This window comes from Thalassovita litoralis (assembly GCF_900182725.1).
In the GTDB taxonomy this organism is placed as follows: Bacteria; Pseudomonadota; Alphaproteobacteria; order Rhodobacterales; family Rhodobacteraceae; genus Thalassobius; species Thalassobius litoralis.
In genome coordinates this window covers 99,489-119,737 of the sequence record NZ_FXTO01000002.1, presented here as the reverse complement: position 1 = coordinate 119,737, position 20,249 = coordinate 99,489, and the positions used below count along the sequence as shown (strand labels likewise).

Below are 20,249 nucleotides of genomic sequence, written 5' to 3'. Positions count from 1 at the left end.
GTGGCCTTGATCGTTCGGTTATTCGGGTTGCCGCGCCCCTTGGCCCAGTTTTTTGATGGCGTCAACAACAAGCGAAACTTTGCTGCCCTTCGACCCCTTCACCAACACAACGTCACCGGCATCAATCAGCCGATGGGCGCGTTTTGCCATTTGTCCGGCGTCTTCGGTCCAGTCGCCACGTTTTGCAGCGGGCAGATTTTTCCACAGCGAATGCATTCGGGGACCAACGCAATGGATCATGTCGATGGCCTGCACAAAGGGCAAATTAGCCACGGATTCATGCAGGGCGATTTCATCGGGACCAAGTTCCAGCATATCGCCCAAAACAGCAACGCGCCGCCCCTTAGCGACACGACCCAGCCCATCCGTGGGGCGGGCGGCGGCCAGCACCTCCAGCGCGGCGGCCATTGAGGTGGGGTTGGCATTGAACGCGTCGTCGATCAGGTCCAGCGCCTGTTCTTCCTGTAGCTTGTCCAGTTGCACCTTTTCGCGGAAACCGCGCCCGGCGGGTGGCACCCATTGGGCAATGTCATTGGCGGCCATCGTGGTATCCAGACGCAATGCCTGCGCCACAGCCATGACACCCATCGCGTTCACCGCGAAATGGCGGCCTGCGGCCATGACCTTGAACAACACGGGTTTACGCCATGCGCGGCCCTGCGCCACGGTCACGTCATCGACAAGCTGGATATTGGTCAACCGATGGTGGTTTCGCGCCGCTTCGCCAAAGGTCAGAACCCGTTTGGCATAGCGTTTGGCGGTGTCGATCAGGATCGGGCTGGTGGACAGATCGCCGTTGACCACAGCCACCCCGCGCGGTTCCAGCCCGGTGAAGATCGCGGCCTTTTCATGGGCAATCCCGTCAATGTTTTCAAAGGCTTCCAGATGCGCAGCGGCAACGGTCGTGATCATTGCCGCATGCGGGCGGGCCAGTTGGGCCAGCGGGGCGATTTCCCCCGGATGGTTCATACCGATTTCGATCACGGCATATTGCGTATCCTGCGGCATCCGCGCCAGCGTCAGCGGCACACCCCAATGGTTGTTGTAGCTGGCCTCGGCGGCATGGGTGCGGCCCTGCCCCCCCAGCACCACACGCAGCATTTCCTTGGTCGAGGTTTTGCCGACCGATCCAGTCACCGCCACAACGCGGGCCTTGCTGCGGGCACGGGCGGCGCGGGCCAAATCCTCTAACCCTGCCAGAACATCGGGAACGACCAGCAGCGGCGCATCCGGGGCAACCCCATCGGGAATGCGGCTGACCAGCGCGGCAGCGGCCCCGTTCGCCAATGCCTGCGCCACGAAATCATGGCCGTCACGGGCTGCGGTCAGCGCCACGAACAAATCCCCCGGCCGAAGCGTGCGGGTGTCGATGGACACGCCATTGACCTGCCAGTCAGCGGTGACACGCCCGCCAGTGGCGGCGGCGGCGTCTTTTGCAGTCCACAGCGTCATGCCAATCCCCCATCCAGCGCCATCACAGCCACGCTGGCCTGTTCCACATCATCAAAGGGCAGCACATCGTCGCCCACGGTTTGCCCGGTTTCATGCCCCTTGCCCGCAATCAGCAGCGCATCGCCCGGCCCCAGCGCATCGACACCGCGCAAGATGGCCTCGGCCCGATCGCCGATTTCCAGCGCGTCGGGGCAGCCCATCAGCACCGCCTGACGGATCACGGCAGGGTCTTCGGAGCGGGGATTATCATCGGTCACGATCACCAGATCGGCGTTTTCCGCCGCCGCCTGCCCCATCAGCGGGCGCTTGGTGGTGTCACGGTCGCCGCCCGCCCCGACAATTGCAATCAGGCGGCCCATCACATGCGGGCGCAGCGCCGTTAAGGCCGTCGCCACCGCATCCGGCGTGTGGGCATAGTCCACAAAGACAGACGCACCATTGCCCCGGCTGGCCGCCAGTTGCATCCGCCCCCGCACCGTGGACAGGCGCGGCAAGGTTTCAAACACCGCTTCGGGTTCTTCGCCGCAGCCGATCACCAGCCCGGCAGCCAGCAGCACGTTTTCCGCCTGAAACCCGCCGATCAGCGGCAACGATGACAGGTAAGTTTCCCCCTCATAGGAAAAGCGGATTTGCTGCCCCGTGGCATCGAACCGCTGCCCCAGCAGACGCAAGCGGGCCTCGGGGCTGCGCCCCACCGAAATCACAGCCTGCCCGCGCGCACCTGCGATACGCGCCATCAACGGGCCTTTGGGATCGTCGATATTGATCACGGCCACACCATCCTCGGACAGCACGCGATCAAACAACCCGGCCTTGGCATCGAAATACGCATCAAAACTGGCGTGGTAATCCAGATGGTCCTGCGTGAAATTGGTGAACCCCGCCGCGCGTAAATTCACCCCATCCAACCGCCGTTGGGCCAGCCCGTGACTGGACGCCTCCATCGCGGCATGGGTCACACCGGCGTGGGCGCATTCGGCCAGCAGCCGGTGCAGGGTAATCGGTTCGGGCGTGGTGTGTTTCAGCGGGGCCTGATAGGCGCCTTCAACGCCCGTGGTCCCCAGGTTCACCGCGTCATGTCCCAGTTCGGTCCAGATCATCCGCGCGAAAGTAGACACCGAGGTTTTGCCATTGGTCCCCGTCACCGCCACCATGATCGGCGGCTGCGCCCCAAACGACAGCGCGGCGGTATAGGCCAAAGTTTGACGCGGGTCTTCTGCGATCACCAGCGCCACATCCGGGGCCGCGGCCAGCACGTCCGCGGCCAGCCTCGCGCCTTCCGCATCTGTCAGAATGGCGACCGCGCCCCGTTCTATTGCAGACGCGACAAAATTCGCACCGTGGATTTTTGTCCCCGGCAAGGCCGCAAACAAGAAGCCGGGGGCGACCAGACGGTTATCCACGGCCAATCCGGCCACACGCGGATTACGCCCCCCCTGCGCTGTCAGTCCAAGTGCGGAGAGTGTTTTGACTTGCGCTGACATGCCCTGCCCTTTCGGCTTAGTTTGATGTCAGCGTTATACCAGCCGCACCACCGGGTTCAATTGCGGGTCGCAATCCCAAAAGCGGCGCAACGCGGCGGATCATTTCGGCGGCCACCGGCACAGCCGTCCAGCCCGCCGTGCGGCGGGGTTCCGGCCCGGTGGTTTCCACGGGTTCATCCAATGTCACCACCAGCACATATTTGGGATCACTGGCCGGGAACATGGATGCAAAAGTGGCAATCACCTTGTCATCGTAATAGCCCCCGCCGTTTTCCTTTGGCTTGTCGGCTGTGCCGGTTTTCCCCGCAACTTCGTAGCCTGCCACCTCGCCAAAGGATGCCGTACCTTCGGTCACGACTTTGCGCAGCATGATGCGCGAGGCCTCGGCGGCCTTGGCGGACATGACGCGTTCACCTTTTGGGGGAACAGGCTGACGCAAAACCGTAGGTTTGATCCGGTAGCCGCCATTGGCAATCATTGCATAGGCTGTCGCCAGATGCAGCGGCGTCGCAGACAGGCCGTGACCATAAGAAATCGTCATAGTCGACAGTTCCGACCAGTTCGGTGGCAGCAATGGTTTCCCGCCTCCGGCCTCGGTGATCTCCAACGGGGTGGGGTCGAAAAAGCCCAGCTTTTTCATGAACTCCTGCTGGCGTACCGTGCCGATCATCTGGGCGATGCGGGCCGTCCCGATATTCGAGGATTTCACGATCACCTTGGTCACGGTCAGCTTATTGCCGTAATTGTGGAAATCGCGGATGCGGAATTTGCCCCAGCGCAGCGGGCCACGCGTGTCAATTTCGGTTTCAGCGTTCACAAGCCCCAGTTCGATCGCCTGCGCCGTGGCAAAGATCTTGAAGGTGGACCCCAGTTCATACACGCCCTGCACGGCCCGATTAAACAACGGACTGTCCGAAGCATGACCCTGCACAGCCGGACGGGGGCGGTCGTTGGGGTCGAAATCAGGCAGGGACACCAGCGAAATCACCTCGCCGGTGTGGACATCCATCAATACAGCAGCGGCCCCCTTGGCGTTCATCAGGCGCATTCCGCCTTCCAACACCTGTTCGGTCGCGTCCTGCACCGCCAAATCCAACGAAAGCATCAGCGGTTTATCTGCACGGGCGGGATCGCGCAGCCGCTCGTCAAACATACGTTCGATCCCTGCAACGCCGATAACTTCGGCTGCGCTGACATCCTCGACACCAAAGCTGGCCCCGCCCAGCACATGCGCCGCCAATCGGCCATTCGGATACAGCCGCATTTCGCGCGGCCCAAACAGCAGACCCGGTTCGCCGATGTCATGCACAGCCTGTTTTTGTTCCGGGCTAAGCTTGCGGCGCAGCCAGATAAATTTGCGCTTGCCGGTAAAGTCGCGCAACAGGCGGTCTTCGTTTAGTTCAGGGAACATCGCCGCCAATTCACGGGCCGCGCGGGCCGGATCAATCATAATCGGCGGCTTGGCATATAGCGAATAAGTTTCAATATTCGTCGCCAAAATACGGTTCTGCCGATCCACAATGTCAGCGCGCTGCGCGCGGATCGAAGCCCCCGCCGCATAGACCTGTGGTTCTGCCGGGTCGGTCGAGGCCAGAACCCCCATGCGAAACCCGATCACCGCATAGGCCACGCAAAAAACAGCGGCCAGCAACAACAGGCGACTTTCGGCGCGTTGGCGGGCGCGGTCACGCATGGCTTCGTGGCGCAGGCGGATATTTTCACGTTCGATTGCGTCGGGGTTTTCGCCCTTATTGCGGGCCTCAAGGATACGGGCCAGCGGGCGCAGCGGGGTGCGGATCATGGCCGCGCCCCCGCAGCCGAGGACACTTCGACACCTTCGGTCAGGACCGGCAGGCCCGGTTGCGGCGGGTACGCCACCTGATCAACGCGCCCGAACTGTTCTGGGGCAAAGGGCATCAAACCCAGCCGATCGTAATTCAGCGCAGCCAGTTCTCGCAGCCGTTCAGGCCGGTTCAGATAGGCCCATTCCGCCCGCAGCATACCCAGACGGGCGCGCGATTCCGCAATCTGCCGGTGCAACTTGCTGGCATGATCCAATGCCGCCTGTGTCTGGTAATTTTCGCGATACGCCCAGAAGGCCAGACCAATCACACCAAGGGCAGTCAGAACATAAAAAACGCTACGCATTATCGTTTCCCCTTGCTCAGCATCGGCATACCAAGCTGTTTACGATCCGTTTCCCCCGGCGCTGCGGCGGTGCGGATTGCCACGCGCAGCTTCGCGCTGCGGGCACGCGGGTTTTCGGCCAGTTCCTGATCGTCGGGACCGATGGCCTTGCGCGTGGTCTGTTCGAACTGGGCGGGTGTATCGTGCGCTTCGGGCGCATAACGGTTGCCGCCGGATTTCCCCGCGCGGGACTGAAAAAACCGTTTCACCATCCGATCTTCGATGGAATGGAAGGTCACAACCGCCAGTTTTCCGCCGGGTTTCAGCGCCCGTTCGGCCGCTTCCAGCCCACCGACCAATTCGCCATATTCATCGTTCACCGCAATGCGCAACGCCTGAAAGCTGCGGGTCGCCGGATGGGATTGCCCCGGTTTGACACGCGGCAGGATACGCTCAATCAACCCGGCCAGTTGCAACGTGGTGGTAAAGGGCTGGGTTTCACGATCCTTCACGATGGCACGGGCGATTTTGCGGCTGGCGCGTTCTTCGCCATAGGCAAACAGGATGTCGGCCAGATCGGATTCGCTGGCGGTATTCACCAGATCAGCCGCCGACGGGCCGGACTGGCTCATCCGCATATCCAGCGGGCCGTCTTTCATAAAGGAAAAGCCACGTTCGGCCATATCCAACTGCATCGAGCTAACACCCAGATCCAACACCACGCCGTCCAGATCGCTGGCATATTCATCCAGTTTGGAAAACACGCCCTGCACCAGCTCCAGCCGGTCGCCATATTCCCCCGCCCAAGGCGCGGCCATTTCAAAGGCCAGCGGATCACGGTCCACACCGATCACCTTGTCCGCGCCAGCGGCCAGCAATCCGCGCGTATATCCGCCTGCGCCAAAGGTGCCGTCCAGCCAAACCCCGGAAACAGGCGCGACCGCTTTCAAAAGCGGCCGCAACAAAACAGGAATATGAGGGGCGGCGCTGTCACCGGATGGCATGGCTCAAATCTCCTCTTCCTCGTCCAGCAGCGACAGGGGATCGGCATCCGGCCCCATTTCGGCCAGCCACTCTTCGGCCAGACGGGCGCTTTCGCCCTCGAATGTTTCGGGCTTCCAAATCTCGAAGGTTTCACCCTTGCCCGCGAAATAGGCCATGCCGTCCAGCGCGATTTTATCCCGCAGCATTTGCGGCAAAACGAACCGACCGTCGTTATCCAGTTCGGTCGGGCGGGCCATGTTCAGGATCAGGTGTTCCATCAGCTTGCGCCGTTTGGACCCGCGCGGCAAAGCACGGATTTCCTGCGCCAGATCGCGGAACCCTTCGTAAGTATAGACAATCAACTGTTTCTGAGAGGCATGACCGTAAACGATCACCATGCGGGGGCGGCCTGTGGTTGCGGCCTGCGGATCGCCCTCGGTCAGTTCATGACGAAAATCGGCAGGGATCGACACGCGTCCCTTTCCGTCCACCTTGAAGGTGTGTTCGCCTATGAACATGCCGGCCAATGCGGCGCTCCTTCTTCCGTCCCGATCCCCAGATGCCTTAGTCCCCTACGGAAAACGGCGGATTGAGCTGCTGCCACTGCCCAATCCGCCGCCCTCGTCCCGCCTAGCGGGGTATGTCCAGCTGCGCGCGCCACCTGGGGGGATGTCTGCTCGCCCGCGCGCCGGATCTCTTGGTTCGATGAAAGCGGATGCCTGTATGAAACCTGATTTTTATTATGGTTCGGGGTCTTGCTGCCCCATCTACCCGTTCTCATCTGATGGATTAGAATTGGCATGGGAATTCATGGAAATCAACAGGAATTCTTGGGACACAGCCACAAGCGACGCGAAACACCTGTGGATAATTCTGGGGAAAAGTTCAACTTTACGCGCCGACAATGGCACAAATTGACCGTAAATCCGAAATTAACACTAAATATAGACGCGCACACCTATCCCAGAAAATTCCCATAGTTTCCCGAAATTTTCCCAGATTTAGCGGCATAGGCAGAAAACAGAGCGGCGCACACCGGCCATTTCTGGCCGAAACACCCCGGTTCGTCGGGAAATTCAAGGGAAAGTGATTCGGAATACGCGCAAGAGGAAATGGGGAATGTGCATCGGGTGCCATGAAATCCCGGTCACGGCAGCCAGTGCCATGAATTCCCAGAAGTCCCGTAAAATCCCGGCGTCTTCCCGGATGCGTGCCGCGCTGGCCGGATACGGCGGGACTAAAACGGCCTTCCCCCGGTTCTTGACGGGGGAATACCTTGCCCCAGTGGGGCAAGGCAGGTCATGAGACAGCAAGCTTAGGCCATGCCGTCCTTGATCAAACGCTGAGCCAGGTCCGCATAGGCGCGGGCCATATCGCTATCCCCCGCAGCAATTGGGGTGCCTGCATCCCCGGCCAGACGCGTATCCAGATCAATCGGCAATTCCGCCAGCAACGGCGCGCCCAGCTTCGCCGCCTCTTGCGCGACACCACCATGCCCAAAGATATGGGATTCATGTCCGCAGTTGGGACATTTATAGACAGACATGTTTTCAATCAGCCCCAGAACCGGCGTGTGCAGGGTGTTGAACATATCAATCGCCTTGCGGGCATCAATCAATGCGACGTCCTGTGGCGTGGACACTACGATGGCCCCGGACAGTTGGGTTTTCTGGCACAAGGTTAACTGAATATCGCCAGTGCCGGGCGGCAGGTCGATAATCATCACGTCCAGTTCCCCCCACTGCACCTGCCCCAACATCTGCTGCAAGGCTCCCATCAGCATCGGGCCGCGCCAGATCACAGCCTTGTCCGGGTCCATCATCATACCGATGGACATCAACGTGACCCCATGCGCGTGCAGGGGCAGGATGGTTTTGCCATCCGGGCTGGCCGGGCGCTTGGTGGTTCCCATCATACGTTGCTGTGACGGACCATAAATATCAGCATCCAGCAAACCAACACGACGGCCCTGTTTGGCCAGCGCCACCGCCAGATTGGACGATACCGTGGACTTGCCCACCCCGCCCTTGCCCGAGCCAACGACGATGATCTTGTCCACCCCTGCCGGTTTGGTCGGCCCGGCCTGCGGCGTGGGATGGCCGCCGATTTTCAGGCTGGGGGCGGGTTTCTGCGGGGCGGCGGCGGGGCCATGTGCAGTCAGCACAACGCTGCATTTATCCACCCCCGACAGGGCAGCCACACCTCGTTCGGCGGCAGCCCGCAGCGGTTCCATCCGGCGCGCCATATCCGGGCTGGGGGCTTCGATCACAAAACGGACCGTGCCACCATCGATTCCCAAAGCACGCACCATATCGCGCGAAATCAGGGTGCCCCCATCGGGCAATTCGATCTGCGCAAGCACCTGTTCGACCTGCTGGCGGGTGACGGACATGGGTTACTCCTGTGTAAAAACGTTAGGTCAGTTGCCGCATAGGTGACGCATTTTTATGCAGAAGCAAGCCCAAGCGCCGTGGCTGCGGCGAAAAATATCGCCCTTCCCCCTGTAAAATAACGCCATTCAGGCAAGCTGACGATAGGTCAACAATACTTATGCATTTTGCGCATAGCCGCAATGCAGCATAATCCATTGTGCAGTCGCAGCAAAAACGTATCTTAGTCCCAACAGCGCAACACACGGCGCAAACGAAACACAGACGAAAGAGACGACAATGGCATACGCATCGGATATCCGCACCGCAAATGGTGGCCTTGCTGATCGTTTCGCCGCCCTGACGAAAGACTTGGGCGCGCGTTACGCCCGCTACAAAACCTACCGTGCAACGCTGAACGAACTGGCAGCGCTAAGCGACGCAGAACTGCGTGACTTGGGCCTGTGCCGCGCTCAGGTCCGGTCGGTCGCATACGAACACGTTTACGACGCACACTAAGATTTCTCTTCGGAAACCCCTCTCCTCCTCCCTGGGGTTTCTGGAACAGCGGTGACATCTCTCCTCCTCCCTGATGTCACCGCACCAAATTCGGACCGAACGGTCCAAACCAGATGCGAACCCTTCCTCCTCCTCCCTGAGGGGTTCGTAGCAAAGAGCGGCGGTCCTCTCTCCTCCTCCCTGAGGACCGCCGCGCTTCACAGAATACGAAGAGCCCTCTCCTCCTCCCTGGGTTTCTTCGTTGTCAAGAGCGGTGGTTCTCTCTCCTCCTCCCTGAGAACCACCGCGCCCTTGACCCAGATACGGTCGCCCTCTCCTCCTCCCTGGGTTGACCGTTGATAAGACGGCGGCGCCCCTCCTCCTCCCTGGGTGCCGCCGTTTTCGTTTTTATCAATCAGAAAAACCTCTCCCGATCCTCAGGCGTCTTTTGCGCCTGAAGTGCGGGGTTTTTGAGTATTTTTGGCAAGATGAAAGCAGGGGGCACGCCCAACGGCACCGGCGCGTCTGGCATTAAGCTTAATCGCGGGTAAGGTTAATCCACCCCGGCACGCGCAGAGCTTGGGTCTTTCTTGGTCAAAATATCCAATTCCGACAGCCGCACCAGGCAGAGCAACCGATCAGAACGGAATATCCTCTGCCCCGGTGACGAACCGGGCAACGACCTTTTTTATCCCGGCCTTTTCAAAAGCGATTTCCAACTTATCGCCTTCGATCCCTTCGACGGTGCCATAACCGAATTTCTGATGAAACACCCGATCCCCCAGCGTATGACTGCTGGTGGCGGTGACGTCGATAATCGTTTGGCCACGCGGTTGGCTGACCCTGCGCGATCCAGCGCGGTCCTGCATCCGTTTCCAGCCGGGCGAGTTATAAACATCTGCCGATGCCGCCTGCTGTTCCACGCGGCTGTCAAAACTGGCCGCAGGCCGCGCCGCGCCGTAACCGCCACCATAAAGACCGGGGGGTGTCAGCACCTCCACATGGTCTTCGGGAAGTTCGTCGATGAAACGCGAGGGAAGCTGCGATTGCCATTGCCCGAAGACACGGCGGTTGCCCGCAAAGGAAATCGTGCAAATTTCCTCGGCCCGCGTAATGCCGACATAGGCAAGGCGGCGCTCTTCCTCCAGCCCTTTCAGGCCGGTTTCGTCCATTGAACGCTGCGAGGGGAACAGCCCATCCTCCCACCCCGGCAAGTAAACCACGGGAAATTCCAGCCCTTTGGCGGCGTGCAGGGTCATGATGCTGACCTTTTCGCCGTCTTCGCCCCGATCATTATCCATGATCAGGCTGACATGCTCCAAAAAGCCCTGAAGATTTTCAAAGCCTTCCAGCGCCTTCACCAGTTCCTTGAGGTTTTCCAAACGGCCCGGCGCTTCGGGGGTTTTGTCATTCTGCCACATCGCGGTGTAGCCGGATTCGTCCAGAATGATCTGAGCGAGTTCAACATGGCTAACCTCGGGTTCACCAAAGCGGGGTTGTGGCGGCAGATCCAGGCCATCGTCCAGCACCGCTTCGTCCGCCTCATCATAGGCAATGACCGGGCCGCGCGTCATATCGGACCAGCGGGCCAGACCATCCACCAACTGACGTAGGGCCGCGCCGCCCTTGCCCTTGATCGCCCCGTCCTGCACCGCGCTTCGCGCCCCTTCCAGCAGGCTGGTGCCATTGGCGCGGGCAATCGTCTGAATGGTTTGCTGCGCCTTATCGCCCAACCCGCGTTTGGGGGTGTTCACGATCCTTTCAAACGCCAGATCGTCACTGGGCGATGTGACCAGACGGAAATAGGCCATCGCATCGCGAATCTCCATCCGTTCATAGAAACGGGGGCCGCCGATGACGCGATAAGGCAGACCGATGGTCAGAAAACGATCCTCGAACGCGCGCATCTGGTGGCTGGCACGCACCAGAATGGCGATTTCATCCAGCCCGTAGGGGCGCAATCCACGCGTGCCGCGTTGCAGGGATTCGATGTCTTCACCGATCCAGATCGCTTCTTGCTCGCCATCCCAATGACCGATCAGACGCAGCTTTTCGCCGCCTTCGGCATCGGTCCACAGGGTTTTGCCAAGGCGGCCTTCATTGCCCTTAATCACATTCGAGGCCGCCGCCAGAATATGCGCGGTCGAGCGGTAATTCTGTTCCAGACGGATCACGGCAGCGCCGGGGAAATCCTGTTCAAACCGCAGGATATTGCCCACTTCGGCCCCGCGCCAGCCATAGATCGACTGATCGTCATCGCCCACGCAGCAGATGTTTTTATGCCCCCCCGCCAGCAAGCGCAGCCACAGGTATTGGGCCACGTTGGTATCCTGATATTCGTCCACAAGGATGTAGCGGAACCAGCGGCGATATTGGTCCAGAATGTCGGAGTGTTTCTGGAAAATCGTCACCATATGTAGCAGCAGATCGCCGAAATCGGTGGCGTTCAGTTCAATCAGGCGGCGCTGATATTGGTCATAGAGTTCGATACCGCGATGATTAAAAGCCCCCGCATCGGCGGTGGACACCTGCGCCGGGGTCAGAGCGCGGTTTTTCCAATCGTCAATGATTCCGGCCAGCAACCGGGGCGGCCAGCGTTTTTCATCAATTTTGTTGACCTGAATCAGTTGCTTCAGCAGGCGCAACTGATCGTCTGTGTCCAGAATGGTGAAGTTGGATTTCAGCCCCACCAGTTCAGCGTGGCGACGCAGCAGTTTCACACAGACCGAATGGAACGTACCCAGCCAGCGCATACCTTCGACGGTACGGCCCAACAAATGCCCGACACGGTCCTTCATTTCCCGCGCAGCCTTGTTGGTGAAGGTCACGGCCAGAATCTCATTCGGCTGGGCGCGACCCGTGGTCATCAGATGGGCAATCCGCGCGGTCAGCGCCTTGGTCTTCCCAGTCCCCGCCCCGGCCAGCATCAGCACCGGCCCGTCCAGCGTTTCAACCGCCTGCCGTTGCGCGGGGTTCAACCCGTCCAGATAGGGCATAGGCCGCGCGGCCATCGCGCGGGCGGACAGCGAAGCGCCTTCGAAGGCGTCATATTCGTCAAACTGGCTCATGCGCACAATCTAACGGGCCGCGTGGTCGAGATAAAGATGCGTTCTATTTTTGTTCACATTAATTTTGGATACGGAACAATCGGTGGCCTCCGATGCGGAAACAGATGTGGCGGGCGGGTCGGGTCAGGGGGCGCTGCCCCCTTGGGGGAAATCTGCGACTTCCAAACCCCGGAGTATTTTTCATCAGAAAGAAGGCAAAAGGGCAGCCTGAAATGGTTTCGCGCTGTGCGCCGGAAAATACGAGAGAGCGAGCGGCGGGGGCTGGACAAATCGGCGTGGTCGGCGGCAAATGCGGGCATGGATCTGTTTCAGAAATACCCCGCGATCAGCGACCTGAAGGCGAAAGCGCGCAAGCGCATTCCTTGGTTTGTGTTTGAATATCTGGATAGCGCGACCGGGGTCGAGGCGACGCAAGCCCGCAACCGCACCAAGCTGGACGAGGTGATGTTAATGCCCTCGATCCTGCATGGCGAGATGGAGATGGATCTGTCCGTCGATCTGTTCGGACGGCGCTATCCGCTGCCTTTTGGGGTTAGCCCGGTGGGGATGTCGGGGCTGTTCTGGCCGGGGGCCGAACGGTTGCTGGCCGCCGAAGCGACGCGGCAGGGTCTGCCCTATGGGCTGTCCACCGTGGCCAGCCGCACCCCCGAAGATGTGGCAGATTGTCTGGACGGTAATGGCTGGTTTCAGGTCTACCCGCCGCGCGATCCGCAGATTCGGGCGGATATGCTGAAACGCGCCAAGGATGCCGGGTTTCACGCACTGGTGTTAACGGTCGATGTGCCCGTCGCCAGCCGCCGCGAACGGCAAACGCGATCCGGGTTGACCAGCCCACCGAAGCTAACGCCACGGTTGCTGACGCAGGTGGCCCGCTGCCCGGCCTGGGCAATGGGAACGGCGCGGCTGGGGATGCCCCGAATGCGGCTGATCGACAGCTATGCCGACAATGTAACGGGGATGAGCTCCACCGAACATGTGGGTTATCTGCTGCGCACCTCGCCCGATTGGGATTACCTGAAGGCGCTGCGCGATGGCTGGGATGGGCCGCTGTTGGTCAAGGGCGTGATGGACGCCCGCGACGTTCCCGCGCTAGAGGCGGCAGGCGTGGACGGCATTTGGGTCAGCAACCATGCCGGGCGGCAATTTGATGGCGCCCCCGCCAGTATCGAAGTGTTACCCGCAATCCGGGCGGCCACCAAATTACCAGTGATCTTTGACAGTGGCATCGAAGGCGGGCTGGACATTCTGCGCGCCATCGCGCTGGGGGCGGATTTCGTGATGATGGGCCGGGCATGGCATTTCGCGCTGGGGGCGCTTGGCGCGAAAGGCCCCGCGCATCTGGTGGATATGCTGCGCAAGGATTTACAGGCCAATATGGGCCAGATGGGAACCCCCGATCTGACTGCGGTTCGCAATCGGCTGATTACGGGTTAATCCGCCGGAACCACGTCTGACGCGGCTTTCAGATCCTTTGGCATGGCGTCAAACGCCTGCTGCGCCGGAACCGTGGGCAGACCCGACGGAATCCAGCCCGTACCGCGCGGGCCGCCAATCATGCCTTCGGTCACGTCCAGAATATTGGTGATGCCGTTTTGCTGAAGCACCTGCATCAGCCTGCCCGTGCGGCTGCCAGTGCGGCAGATAATGGCGATCTGGTGATCCGGGTTGCGCTGAATCGCGGTCATCAGCCAATTGCCGAAATCACGATGCGTCATATCCAGCATCCACGCCCCCTTGGCCACGCCGGTCTGGCCCCATTCCTGCGGGGTGCGCACATCAATCAGGATCAGATTGCCCTGTTGCAGACCTGCATTCGCCTCTTGTGCGGTGATGGTGGTCATGTTCGCATAAGCGGCCACAGGCAGGGCAAAGGTCACGACGCTGGTGGTCAGCAGGGTGCGGCGGGTGATCATTTGTGACATTCCATATTCAAGATGTAATCTCTTTGCCATGCCCCCGCCCCAGACGCAACCAGCCGCGCAATGACGTTTTCGTGCGTAATTGGCCCTTCTGAAATGTTACAAGATTCCTACAATTCCGTAAGAGTGGGTATTGCGCTGCAATGCAGCGAGCCGTTAGCAATACGCAATGACACCGGGACAGATGCCAAGAGGGGAGCCTTCTGATGCCTGATTTCAAAAAAATCCTAATTGCCAACCGTGGGGAAATTGCCATTCGCGTGATGCGGGCAGCGAACGAGCTTGGGAAAAGGACAGTTGCGGTTTATGCCGAAGAGGACAAGCTGGGGCTGCACCGCTTCAAGGCGGACGAGGCATATCGCATTGGCGAAGGTCTGGGGCCGGTAGCGGCGTATCTGAGCATCCCCGAGATCATCCGCGTGGCAAAGGAATGCGGCGCGGATGCGATCCATCCCGGCTATGGCCTGCTGTCGGAAAACCCCGATTTCGTGGACGCCTGCGCCGCGAACGGCATTACCTTTATCGGACCCAAAGCGGAAACCATGCGGGCATTGGGCGATAAGGCCAGCGCGCGCAAGGTGGCGATTGCCGCAGGCGTGCCGGTCATTCCCGCGACCGAAGTTCTGGGCGATGACATGGAGACGATCCGCGCCGAAGCTGCCGAAATCGGCTATCCCCTGATGCTCAAGGCGTCCTGGGGCGGCGGTGGGCGCGGGATGCGCCCGATTTACGGCCCCGAGGAACTGGCCGAAAAGGTGATGGAAGGCCGCCGCGAGGCCGAGGCCGCCTTTGGCAATGGCGAGGGCTATCTGGAAAAGATGATCACCCGCGCCCGCCATGTCGAGGTGCAGATTCTGGGGGACAGCCACGGCGGGATTTACCACCTGTGGGAACGCGATTGTTCAGTCCAGCGCCGCAACCAAAAAGTCGTAGAACGCGCCCCCGCCCCCTATCTGACGCAGGAACAGCGCGAACAGATTTGTGAACTGGGCAAACGCATCTGCCAGCATGTGAATTACGAATGCGCGGGTACGGTCGAATTCCTGATGGATATGGACACTGGCGCGTTCTACTTCATCGAGGTGAACCCGCGTGTGCAGGTCGAACATACTGTCACCGAAGAAGTGACCGGCATCGACATCGTGCAGGCCCAGATCAAGATCGCCGAGGGCAAAACGCTGGCCGAGGCCACCGGCAAGGCCGATCAGGCGCAGATCGTGCTGAATGGTCACGCGCTGCAAACCCGGATCACCACCGAAGACCCGCAAAACAACTTCATCCCCGATTATGGCCGCATCACCGCCTATCGCAGCGCGACGGGTATGGGCATTCGTCTGGATGGCGGCACAGCCTATGCCGGGGGCGTGATCACGCGTTATTATGACAGTCTGTTGGTGAAAGTGACGGCCCACGCCCAAACGCCACAGGCCGCGATTGCCCGGATGGACCGGGCGTTGCGCGAATTCCGTATTCGCGGCGTCAGCACCAATATTGCCTTTGTGGAAAACCTGCTGAAGCACCCCATCTTTTTGTCGAATGAATACACCACGAAATTCATCGACGAAACGCCGGACCTTTTTGATTTTGCCAAGCGGCAGGATCGCGGCACCAAGGTTCTGACCTATATCGCGGACATCACCGTGAACGGCCACCCGGAAACCACCGGCCGCGCCAAACCGGCCGAGGCAAAGCTGCCCCGCCCGCCGCAATCGCAGGCTGCCCCCATCTCCGGCACCCGCAATTTGCTGGAAGCAAAGGGTGCCAAGGCCGTAGCGGACTGGATGCTGGACCAAAAGCGCCTGTTGCTGACCGACACCACCATGCGCGACGGACATCAATCGCTTCTGGCAACCCGAATGCGGTCGATTGACATGATCCGCGTGGCCCCGGCCTATGCCGCGAACCTGCCGGAATTGTTCAGCGTGGAATGCTGGGGCGGCGCAACGTTCGACGTGGCCTATCGCTTCTTGCAGGAATGCCCGTGGCAACGCCTGCGCGACCTGCGCACGGCCATGCCCAACCTGCTGACGCAAATGCTGCTGCGCGCCTCTAACGGCGTGGGCTACACCAATTACCCTGATAACGTGGTACAGGAATTCGTCCGACAGGCAGCAGACACCGGCGTGGATGTGTTCCGTGTGTTCGACAGCCTGAACTGGGTCGAAAACATGCGCGTCGCGATGGATGCGGTGATTGACAGCGGCAAAATCTGCGAAGGCACGATCTGCTATACCGGCGATATTCTGGACCCGGACCGCGCCAAATATGACCTGAAATACTACGTCAATATGGCCAAGGAACTAGAGGCCGCAGGCGCGCATGTACTGGGCCTGAAAGACATGGCCGGGCTGCTGAAACCCGCCGCCGCCCGCGTGCTGGTAAAGGCGCTGAAGGATGAACTGTCCATCCCCGTGCATTTCCACACCCACGACACCAGCGGCATCGCCGGAGCGACCATTCTGGCCACTGCCGATGCGGGCGTGGATGCGGTGGACGCGGCGATGGATGCGTTCAGCGGCGGCACCTCGCAGGCCTGTCTGGGGTCCGTGGTCGAAGCCCTGCGCCACACCGACCGCGACACCGGGCTGAACATTGGGGCCGTGCGTCAGATCAGCGATTATTGGGAACAGGTGCGGGCGCAATATGTGGCCTTTGAATCCGGTCTGGCCGCCCCTGCATCCGAGGTGTACCTGCACGAAATGCCCGGCGGGCAGTTCACCAACCTGAAAGCGCAGGCCCGCAGCCTTGGGCTGGAAGACCGCTGGCCCGAGGTGGCCCGCACCTATGCCGATGTGAACCAGATGTTCGGCGATATCGTAAAGGTCACACCCTCCTCCAAGGTGGTGGGCGATATGGCGCTGATGATGGTGTCACAGGGGCTAAGCCGCGCCGATGTGGAAAACCCGGCCCGCGATGTGGCCTTCCCTGATTCTGTCGTGGATATGATGCGCGGCAATCTGGGACAGCCCCCCGGCGGCTTTCCCGATGGGATCGTGAAAAAGGTGCTGAAAGGCGAAGCACCGAACACCAGCCGCCCCGGCGCGCACCTGCCGCCCGTGGACCTGACCGCCGAACGGGCAAAGCTGTCCACCGATCTGGATGGCATTGCGCTGGATGACGAGGATCTGAACGGCTACCTGATGTATCCTAAGGTGTTCATGGACTACATGGCGCGGCACCAGTTCTATGGCCCGGTGCGAACCCTGCCGACGCGCACGTTCTTTTACGGGATGGAACCGGGCGAAGAAATCAGTGCCGAAATCGACCCCGGCAAAACGCTGGAAATCCGCCTGCAAGCCATCGGCGAAACCGATGATCAGGGCGAGGTGAAAGTGTTCTTTGAACTGAACGGTCAGCCCCGCGTGATCCGCGTGCCGAACCGCCTGATCAAAGCCACCACCGCCGCCCGCCCCAAGGCCGACCCCGCCAACCCCGGCCATATCGGCGCTCCTATGCCGGGCGTCGTGGCCTCGGTCGCGGTGACGGTGGGGCAGCAAGTGGCGGTGGGCGACATGCTGCTGACGATCGAAGCCATGAAGATGGAAACCGGCATCCACGCCGAAACCGCTGGCGTGGTCAAAGCCCTGCACGTCACCCCCGGCGCCCAGATCGACGCCAAGGATTTGCTGATCGAAATCGAGTAAACCGCCAGACATCAAACAAATACCCCGTCCGGTTCTGCCGGGCGGGGTATTTCGTTTTGGGGTTTTAGCGCCCAAGCTTACGCGACAGACGCAATCCATCCCGCACATTCAGAACAAGCAGGGTAATATTGACGGCCCCGGCAATCAATTCAATCGCCTGTACAGCATAGAACCAACGATCGAATGCCCCCACCTGCGCCTTGGATGACAGATACAGCGCTGCCGGGATTAGAACCAGAACCCCATTAGCCGCCAGCACAGGCATACGTCGCATCTTTCGCGCGACAACAGGGCCGCGCCACGTGCGGCCCAGCCGAAACCCGGATGCCCCCGCGACGGCCAACGCGGGGACAAGCAGCACAAATCCCCATGGAATCATGGTTTTTACCATAACGATCACAGATGGGGACGCGAACAACTCACTTAGAACCGTAGCCAGCCAAAAGCTTAGTATCATGATCAGCGCAACCGCGCCTGCAACAGGGTGAACAGTTTTAATCATTCATGCCTCCTAATACATAGCCCACTATATATTATTGCATAGCAGGCTATACAAGGTATAGAAACTCAAAATGGAATTCAGAAAACACCAGTCAGCGGGATATCTGGTCAATCACATGGCACGGCTGTTTGCGCGTGGGTTGGCGGCACGTATTAAACCAATGGGACTGTCCATCGGGACATTTCCCGCTTTGCTGGAGCTATGGGAAACAGACGGCCTGACCCAAAAGCAACTGACAGAGCGACTGGACATTGAACAAGCAACAATGGCGAACACCCTGGCACGGATGGAGCGCGACGGACTGATCACCCGAAAGCGGGACAGTGCAGATGGCCGCAAACAACGTATTTGTCTGACCAACCGTGCCCGCCACTTGCACGCCCCAGCCATCGCAGCCGCCACAGCGGAAAATCACGCTGCGCTGCGCGCCCTGTCCACAGATGAACAACGCCAGTTCATCACGCTGATGCAAAAAATCATTGCATCCAACACGGACACCACCACCAAAGACCAGTAGCCAATTTCGACAAAACCAGCTTCGGGGACTTAGCCCCCGCTTTATTTCAGCGCATTTAACGAAAAACATAAAGGGATACGAATATGACTTTAACCGTAACACCAATTTATGCCGGGCTTTTGGGGCTGTTTTATGTGGGGCTTAGCCTGTGGGTGATCCGGGTGCGCGTCCAGCAAAAGATTGCCAGCGGCGACAAGGGCAATCCCGTCATGCACAACGCCATGCGCACCCATGCCAATTTCGCGGAATATGTGCCACTGTCGCTGCTGCTGATCGCCCTGGGCGAGTTGCAGGGAATGCCCGCCATCGGCACGCATGTGCTGGGGGCCGGGCTGGTTCTGGCGCGGGTGATGCACGGGGTTGGCATGGGCCGGATGCCCCACACCCCGGCCCTGCGGGGTGGTGGTGCGCTGCTGACCTTTGTTATTCTGCTGGTGGCGGCACTGGCCAATCTGGGCCATGCGCTGTTCTAAAAGGGTGGTGAAAAAATTGCGGGGGAAGCTGCATTTTCCACTTGCAGCCCCCGCCGGGATTTCCTAAATACCGCCTCACCCAAGGAAGCGGGCGTAGCTCAGGGGTAGAGCATAACCTTGCCAAGGTTAGGGTCGGGCGTTCGAATCGCCTCGCCCGCTCCAAAATCTCCCTTTACAGGGAACACGAAAGACGCGGCTTCGGCCGCGTTTTTTCGTTTTCTACCAAGCGGTTCTCACCTTTTGCCCTCCCCCGGATAAGGGCAAAATAAATTCCCCGAACTGATGATTTTTCGCTTGCGGCGCCCGCCGGGATTTCCTAAATACCGCCTCACGAAATGGTTGCGGGCGTAGCTCAGGGGTAGAGCATAACCTTGCCAAGGTTAGGGTCGGGCGTTCGAATCGCCTCGCCCGCTCCAATTCGGAACCTCCCTTACAGATTTAGATCAGGCACTTCTGGCGGCATTATTGCGGCACCGCATTATGGCACCATCTATGCGCCTGCCTTCATAATCCCCAAACGCAAATGGCGCCCCCGAAGGGACGCCACCGCATTCAATTCCACAAGCGCCAATCAGGCTGCGCGGGACATCAACACCTCGTCCACCTGCTTGGCTGCGTCGCCTTCGGCAGCGCCGGATACAGCGGCCACTTCGCGGGTCAGACGCTCCAGCGCGGCTTCGTAAAGCTGACGCTCGGAATAGCTTTGTTCGCGCTGGTCATCCGTGCGGTGCAGGTCGCGGACCACTTCGGCGATGGCAATCAAATCGCCCGAATTGATCTTCTGCTCATATTCCTGCGCCCGGCGCGACCACATCGCGCGTTTCACCTTGGCCTTGCCCTTCAGGGTTTTCATCGCCTGATTGACAACGTCCGGGGTGGACAACGACCGCATTCCGATTTCCACGGCCTTGTTGGTCGGCACCCGCAGGGTCATCTTGTCTTTTTCAAACGAGATCACGAACAGTTCCAGCTTGATGCCAGCGATTTCCTGTTCTTCGATCGACAAGATCTGCCCAACACCGTGGGCCGGGTAGACCACGTAATCGTTCGGGCTGAATTCCGATTTCTTCGTTTTGCTCATGCAATCCTTCCTTACAAGGCCCCCTGCCCCAGGCGACAAAAAAGACGGGCGAGGTATCTGCATACGCTCGTCTGTCTATTGTTTTTCGCAAAAAAGCCCATCCACGGGCAGCAGCGCGAATGGTCTGGGTA

At 60.0% G+C, this 20,249-nt stretch carries 16 protein-coding genes and 2 tRNA genes; 7 read left to right on the top strand and 11 right to left on the bottom strand.

Annotation, left to right across the window (positions count from 1 at the left end; translation table 11 throughout):
* Positions 1-18 precede the first annotated feature (18 nt).
* The 7 genes from FN828_RS02845 to FN828_RS02815 form a co-directional block, all read right to left on the bottom strand.
* Positions 19-1,452, bottom strand: a complete 1,434-nt coding sequence (locus FN828_RS02845) for a UDP-N-acetylmuramoyl-tripeptide--D-alanyl-D-alanine ligase (protein ID WP_142491880.1) — start codon at positions 1,450-1,452, stop codon at positions 19-21.
* Positions 1,449-2,936 (bottom strand): UDP-N-acetylmuramoyl-L-alanyl-D-glutamate--2,6-diaminopimelate ligase, encoded by a 1,488-nt coding sequence (locus FN828_RS02840; RefSeq protein WP_142491879.1) that lies wholly within the window; start codon positions 2,934-2,936, stop codon positions 1,449-1,451. Before FN828_RS02840 ends, FN828_RS02845 begins: the two co-directional genes overlap by 4 nt.
* Before the next feature lie 16 nt (positions 2,937-2,952).
* Complete coding sequence (locus FN828_RS02835; RefSeq protein WP_142491878.1) at positions 2,953-4,737, bottom strand: peptidoglycan D,D-transpeptidase FtsI family protein; 1,785 nt, start codon at positions 4,735-4,737, stop codon at positions 2,953-2,955.
* Positions 4,734-5,084, bottom strand: coding sequence for a cell division protein FtsL (gene ftsL, locus FN828_RS02830; RefSeq protein ID WP_142491877.1), 351 nt, complete (start codon positions 5,082-5,084; stop codon positions 4,734-4,736). The genes FN828_RS02835 and ftsL overlap by 4 nt, the downstream gene beginning before the upstream one ends.
* Positions 5,084-6,067, bottom strand: a complete 984-nt coding sequence (gene rsmH / locus FN828_RS02825; RefSeq protein WP_142491876.1) for a 16S rRNA (cytosine(1402)-N(4))-methyltransferase RsmH — start codon at positions 6,065-6,067, stop codon at positions 5,084-5,086. The genes ftsL and rsmH overlap by 1 nt, the downstream gene beginning before the upstream one ends.
* Before the next feature lie 3 nt (positions 6,068-6,070).
* Complete coding sequence (mraZ, locus tag FN828_RS02820) at positions 6,071-6,565, bottom strand: division/cell wall cluster transcriptional repressor MraZ (protein WP_235891385.1); 495 nt, start codon at positions 6,563-6,565, stop codon at positions 6,071-6,073.
* Between the two features lie 797 nt (positions 6,566-7,362).
* Positions 7,363-8,439 (bottom strand): Mrp/NBP35 family ATP-binding protein, encoded by a 1,077-nt coding sequence (locus tag FN828_RS02815; RefSeq protein ID WP_142491874.1) that lies wholly within the window; start codon positions 8,437-8,439, stop codon positions 7,363-7,365.
* Positions 8,440-8,716: 277 nt separating this feature from the next.
* Between FN828_RS02815 and FN828_RS02810 the strand changes: the two genes are divergently transcribed.
* Positions 8,717-8,935: a DUF1127 domain-containing protein gene (locus FN828_RS02810; protein ID WP_142491873.1), complete on the top strand. Its 219-nt coding sequence runs from the start codon at positions 8,717-8,719 to the stop codon at positions 8,933-8,935.
* Positions 8,936-9,552: 617 nt separating this feature from the next.
* On the opposite strand, the gene FN828_RS02805 is transcribed toward FN828_RS02810, so the two are convergent.
* The gene (locus FN828_RS02805; RefSeq protein ID WP_142491872.1) at positions 9,553-11,982 is read right to left on the bottom strand and encodes an ATP-dependent helicase; all 2,430 of its coding nucleotides are present in this window, start codon (positions 11,980-11,982) and stop codon (positions 9,553-9,555) included.
* 297 nt (positions 11,983-12,279) lie between these two features.
* On the opposite strand from FN828_RS02805, the gene FN828_RS02800 reads away from it, so the two are divergent.
* A complete protein-coding gene (locus FN828_RS02800; protein ID WP_142491871.1) occupies positions 12,280-13,416 on the top strand; it encodes an alpha-hydroxy acid oxidase in 1,137 nt (378 codons plus the stop codon).
* Here the strand turns inward: FN828_RS02800 and FN828_RS02795 are convergent.
* Positions 13,413-13,904, bottom strand: coding sequence for a rhodanese-like domain-containing protein (locus tag FN828_RS02795; protein ID WP_185958913.1), 492 nt, complete (start codon positions 13,902-13,904; stop codon positions 13,413-13,415). The two genes, FN828_RS02800 and FN828_RS02795, sit on opposite strands and share 4 nt — an antisense overlap.
* A 203-nt stretch (positions 13,905-14,107) precedes the next feature.
* Between FN828_RS02795 and FN828_RS02790 the strand changes: the two genes are divergently transcribed.
* Positions 14,108-17,545 carry a pyruvate carboxylase gene (locus tag FN828_RS02790; protein WP_142491869.1) on the top strand — a complete coding sequence of 1,146 codons (3,438 nt, stop codon included), beginning with the start codon at positions 14,108-14,110 and terminating at the stop codon, positions 17,543-17,545.
* A gap of 64 nt (positions 17,546-17,609) precedes the next feature.
* On the opposite strand, the gene FN828_RS02785 is transcribed toward FN828_RS02790, so the two are convergent.
* Positions 17,610-18,047: a hypothetical protein gene (locus FN828_RS02785; protein WP_142491868.1), complete on the bottom strand. Its 438-nt coding sequence runs from the start codon at positions 18,045-18,047 to the stop codon at positions 17,610-17,612.
* Positions 18,048-18,117: 70 nt separating this feature from the next.
* Here FN828_RS02785 and FN828_RS02780 point away from each other — a divergent pair, with 70 nt between their 5' ends.
* The 4 genes from FN828_RS02780 to FN828_RS02765 all read left to right on the top strand — a co-directional run bounded on the left by FN828_RS02780 (position 18,118) and on the right by FN828_RS02765 (position 19,453).
* Positions 18,118-18,564 carry a MarR family winged helix-turn-helix transcriptional regulator gene (locus FN828_RS02780; protein WP_142491867.1) on the top strand — a complete coding sequence of 149 codons (447 nt, stop codon included), beginning with the start codon at positions 18,118-18,120 and terminating at the stop codon, positions 18,562-18,564.
* An 83-nt stretch (positions 18,565-18,647) separates the two neighbouring features.
* The gene (locus tag FN828_RS02775; RefSeq protein ID WP_142491866.1) at positions 18,648-19,037 is read left to right on the top strand and encodes an MAPEG family protein; all 390 of its coding nucleotides are present in this window, start codon (positions 18,648-18,650) and stop codon (positions 19,035-19,037) included.
* A gap of 87 nt (positions 19,038-19,124) precedes the next feature.
* A tRNA-Gly gene (locus FN828_RS02770) sits at positions 19,125-19,199 on the top strand.
* Between the two features lie 179 nt (positions 19,200-19,378).
* Positions 19,379-19,453 (top strand) — tRNA-Gly (locus FN828_RS02765).
* A 155-nt stretch (positions 19,454-19,608) separates the two neighbouring features.
* Here the strand turns inward: FN828_RS02765 and FN828_RS02760 are convergent.
* Positions 19,609-20,118: a CarD family transcriptional regulator gene (locus FN828_RS02760; protein ID WP_142491865.1), complete on the bottom strand. Its 510-nt coding sequence runs from the start codon at positions 20,116-20,118 to the stop codon at positions 19,609-19,611.
* Positions 20,119-20,249 lie beyond the last annotated feature (131 nt).